Source organism: Chamaesiphon polymorphus CCALA 037 (assembly GCF_003003845.1).
GTDB lineage: Bacteria > Cyanobacteriota > Cyanobacteriia > Cyanobacteriales > Chamaesiphonaceae > Chamaesiphon > Chamaesiphon polymorphus.
The window spans coordinates 1-4,401 of the sequence record NZ_PVWO01000482.1; the positions used below are offsets into that span (position 1 = coordinate 1).

Sequence of the window (4,401 nt, forward strand, 5' to 3'; positions counted from 1 at the left end):
CTACTAGCTCGATCTTTATATTGAAATCCGGTCTTTATATTTTAAATTTATCCGTTGTCATTTCACATCCCGATCGCCTATTTGTATGTTCCAAAATAATTTCCTAACAAAAGTCACCAATTTTTCGTTCAAAACCAAAGCAGTTGGTTTGGCAACCTTACTCGCCGTTATCCCGATTTTGGGTACGGGTGCTTTTGCAGCATTCTTATCTGCCAGAAACATTCGCGCCCAGGAAACACGGCAACAACAGTTATTAGCCAAAGCCTTGAGCCAAAACCTAACACGGTTTATCGGCTTGCGGAGCGTAGATATTCAAAATATCTCAGTTTTAGCTCCAGCTAGCGATCCGGTAGTACTAGCCAAAACTCCAATTGTCGAACAAGAACGCCTGCTCAAAGCATTAGCCGATCGTTATAAATTGTACGACACGATCTCGATCGTCGATCTTCAGGGTCGGACGATCGCGGCATCTAATAGTCTCAATTTCCGGACGAATTATGGCAATCTTGACTATTTCAAACAGACGATTAGTAGTGGCACACCCCAAATTTCTGAAGTAGAAATTAATGCCTCCCATAATAGGTCAGCCTTGTATTTTACAGCTCCCACCTTCGATAAAAGTGGCAAACAAGTAGCAGTAATCGTCGCCAGAATGCCAGTTACGGCACTAGCGATCGTTACCAAAACATTTGGCGACGATCGACATAAGTGGGCAGTTTTAGACAGGTCAAATCGCACGATCTTACAAGCTACCGATGACATGAGATCTGGTCGAAATACTAATGAATTACCAAGTTTTCAGCAGTATAAATCGAATGAACTAATGACGATCGAAGATACAGATCGATACACTGGCAAGGCACAACTGCTCTCATATAATGCGATCGTCCCACCTCGCGGTGGAGCCGAGCTGGATCTGGTAGCAGTTGTATCTCAGGATATCGAGCTACTCTGGGCTAACGAACGACCCATTTGGATAGCCATTGGGCTAGGCAGTTTATTTGCAGGTGTGCTAACTGCTGGGGTAGCCGTCTTCTTGAGCGATCGCGTTACTAGGTATATCCAACGTGCGATTTCCACGATTACTACTTCAGCTAGTGAAATTATCGATACCGTCCAGACACAAGAAATTACTGTTAACCAACAAGCAAATTCGGCGATCGCGACGACAGGTAGCGTCAACGAATTAGAAAATATTTCTACCACCACCGCCGAACAAGCCGCAGCCTCAGCGACAGGAGCCAGACAAGCTCTCTCGTTAGCCGAAGAAGGTACCCAAGCGGTGCAAAAAACCATCCACGAAATGTCCGATCTTCGCGATCGAGTCGATGAAATTGCCGTCCAAATTGCCAATCTCGGCGAACAAACCGGACAGATTACCACCGTCTCCGATCTGGTATCGGACTTGGCCAAACAAACCAACATGCTCGCACTCAAAGCCGCTGTAGAAGCAGCACGAGCGGGCGAACAAGGTAAAGGATTCGGGGTAGTTGCAGGCGAAATTCGGAAACTAGCAGATGAAAGTAAAAAATCTGCTCAGAAGATTAACGATCTGGCTACCGATATTCAAACGTCCATTAGTCGTACCGTCATCGTCACCGATCGCGGTACCAAAACAGTTACCGAAGGCATTCAACTAGCGGAAACTACCGCAGAGACCTTCATCGGCGTGGCCGATGCCGTCAATAACGTTTTCTTGAACTCCCAACAGATTTCTTCGAGTACCCAACGGCAAGCAACCGCCATTCAACAAGTATTGGGGGCAATGAACACCATTTCCCAAGGTTCTCAAGAAAGTGCGATCGGTATGCACAAAGTCAAAACCTCTACCCAAGAACTCAACCTGATTGCTGATGAACTGCAAGCAGCGGTGAATTAGGGAACAGTGAACAGTGAACAGTGAACAGTGAATAGTGAATAGTGAAGAAAGAGGATGCAAGCATCCTAAAACACTAAACTCAATCCACTAAACTCGCTCCACTATCCACTATCCACTATCCACTATCCACTAAACTCGCTCCACTATCCACTAAACTTGCCCCACTGTTCACTATTCACTGTTCACTATTCACTATTCACTATCCCCTAACATGCTGACAACCTTTAGAACCAATATTCAAGACAAACTCAACAGCCTGCCGTTCAAAACCAAAGCGACGGCGATGGCGGTATTGCTCTCACTCTTACCTGTCGTTGGGGTTGGTAGCTTGGCTTACTTCATCTCTAACACCAACCTGACAGAAGCAGAAACAAATAACCAAAAATCTGCGGCAGCCGCGCTGTCAGACGCGCTCGCTCGCTTTATTAGTATTCGGACTAAAGATGCTACATACCTTGCCGATTTGCCATTTGTCAACAATCCGAATATTGCCAAAACCTTGCCTTTAGCCGCAAAAGAAGAGTTTTTAAATGATTACCTCAATCGGTATAAATTTTATGACAGTGCCATGATTTTCGATCTCCAGGGTAATCCGATTGCCGCTTCCAAAGGAAGTAGTCGGGAGAACCATGCCGATCGAGATTATTTTCAAGCTGTATTAAAAACTGGTCAACCTTATATCAGTAAAGTTGTAACTTCTCAAACAACTAAGCAATCATCGATTTACTTTGTTGCGCCAATTAAAGATATTATCACCGGACAGTTGAGCGCGATCTTTCGATTGCGAATGCCCGTTACTGCGCTCGAAGAAATTGCCGCACCGTATGGTGTTAATAATGCTCAGTGGCACATTATTGACAAAAATACTAGTAAATTTATCCTCGCCTTTGAAAAAGCGCAAGTCGGTCGCGATACTAAGGATTTCGCGCGCTACGAGCAGTTGAAAAATAGCGATAAACCTCAGTCCGCATTTGATATCGATCGTCTGACCAACAACCCACAGTTAATCTCCGTTCTCAGTCTGCCAAAGAGTGAAGATTTAGGTCAAAGTAATCTGGGCGTGCTTGTAGCCAAAGATACCAAGTATGTCGAGGCCAAAGCAAATGAAGTTCTGGTCGTATTGTTAGTGGGGATGTTGGTAGCAGGTGGTACGACAGTGGGATTAGCCCTACTGACGGGAAATCGGGTCACCAAGTTTGTCAAACAAATGGCCGAATCGATTGTCAACTCTTCTACCGAGATCGTCAATACGGTCGAAATGCAAGAAGTCACCGTCAACATGCAAGCCAACTCCGCGATCGATACCAGTGCTACAGTCAACGAACTCGGTGCGGTCTCCTTCCAATCTGCCGCTCAAGCCGAAGCCGCCGCCAATGGTGCCAGACAAGCACTCGCCCTGTCTGAAGATGGGACGCGATCGGTACAACAGACACTCCAAGGAATGTCTGGACTCCGCGACAAAGTAGACGCGATCGCTACTCAAATTGTCACACTCAGCGAACAAACCGGACAAATTACAGTGGTATCTGACTTGGTGGCAGATTTGGCAAGTCAAACCAACATGCTCGCACTCAACGCCGCAGTTGAAGCAGCTCGTGCGGGCGAACAGGGTAAAGGTTTTAGTGTAGTTGCCGATGAAATTCGCAAACTAGCCGATCAAAGTAAAAAATCTGCCGACAAAATTAACGCTCTAGCCGAAGATATTCAAACAGCGATCAACCGCACGGTCATGGTAACCGATGAAGGTACCAAAACTGTAAATGAAGGGATCGATCTAGCTCGATCTACTGCCGATACCTTTGCTGGGGTGACAGATGCAGTAAATAACGTATTCTTAAACTCCCAACAGATTTCTACTAATGCCAAGCAACAAGCAGTCTCAATTCAGCAGGTACTCAGTTCGATGACCAACATCTCCCAAGGTTCTCAAGAAAGCGCGGTGGGTATGCACCAAGTGAAAATGACCACTAGGGAGTTGACGCAGGTGGCGGATGAGTTGAAGGCGGCGGTGGTCTAGTGAATAGTGAATAGTGAATAGTGAATAGTGAATAGTGAATAGTGAATAGTGAATAGTGAACAGCGATGCGCGTTCATGTCGGGTTCCCCGACGGTTTACGAGCGATCGAGACAGTGAATAGTTAATTTGTGATAAATAGATGAATTCGCCATTGAAAGACAAATCATTTGCTTTTGCGATTAGAATTGTAAATCTTTACAAGCATTTGTCATCAGACAAAAAAGAGTATATTCTATCGAAACAATTGCTGCGTTCTGGAACAGCCGTTGGTGCTCTGGTTCGAGAAGCAGAGTATGGGGAGAGTAAATCAGACTTTATTCATAAATTGGCGATCGCCCTAAAAGAAGCAAATGAGACTGAATACTGGATTTTGTTACTGTGCGAGACGAACTATCTAACTATCAAACAATGTGAATCAATTATAGATGACTTGAAAGAGCTGCTCAGGCTACTAACATCTAGCATCAAAACCACCAAACAAAACATCAACAAGCATCCCTAGTTC

The 4,401-nt window shown here is 45.2% G+C and carries 3 protein-coding genes; all 3 read left to right on the forward strand.

Going from position 1 to position 4,401, the window contains the following annotated elements:
* Positions 1–85 precede the first annotated feature (85 nt).
* The 3 genes from C7B77_RS24860 (at position 86) to C7B77_RS24870 (ending at position 4,398) form a co-directional block, all read left to right on the forward strand.
* Positions 86–1,879 carry a methyl-accepting chemotaxis protein gene (locus C7B77_RS24860; protein WP_106311248.1) on the forward strand — a complete coding sequence of 598 codons (1,794 nt, stop codon included), beginning with the start codon at positions 86–88 and terminating at the stop codon, positions 1,877–1,879.
* Positions 1,880–2,090: 211 nt separating this feature from the next.
* Positions 2,091–3,896 (forward strand): methyl-accepting chemotaxis protein, encoded by a 1,806-nt coding sequence (locus C7B77_RS24865; protein WP_106311251.1) that lies wholly within the window; start codon positions 2,091–2,093, stop codon positions 3,894–3,896.
* Between the two features lie 139 nt (positions 3,897–4,035).
* A complete protein-coding gene (locus C7B77_RS24870) occupies positions 4,036–4,398 on the forward strand; it encodes a four helix bundle protein (protein WP_106311254.1) in 363 nt (120 codons plus the stop codon).
* The last annotated feature ends 3 nt before the right edge of the window (positions 4,399–4,401 follow it).

Excerpts from the sequence above, each read along its gene's own strand:
- C7B77_RS24860 (WP_106311248.1), top strand. The coding sequence starts at position 86 with ATGTTCCAAAATAATTTCCTAACAAAAGTCACCAATTTTTCGTTCAAA.
- C7B77_RS24870 (WP_106311254.1), top strand. The coding sequence starts at position 4,036 with ATGAATTCGCCATTGAAAGACAAATCATTTGCTTTTGCGATTAGAATT.
- C7B77_RS24865 (WP_106311251.1), top strand. The coding sequence starts at position 2,091 with ATGCTGACAACCTTTAGAACCAATATTCAAGACAAACTCAACAGCCTG.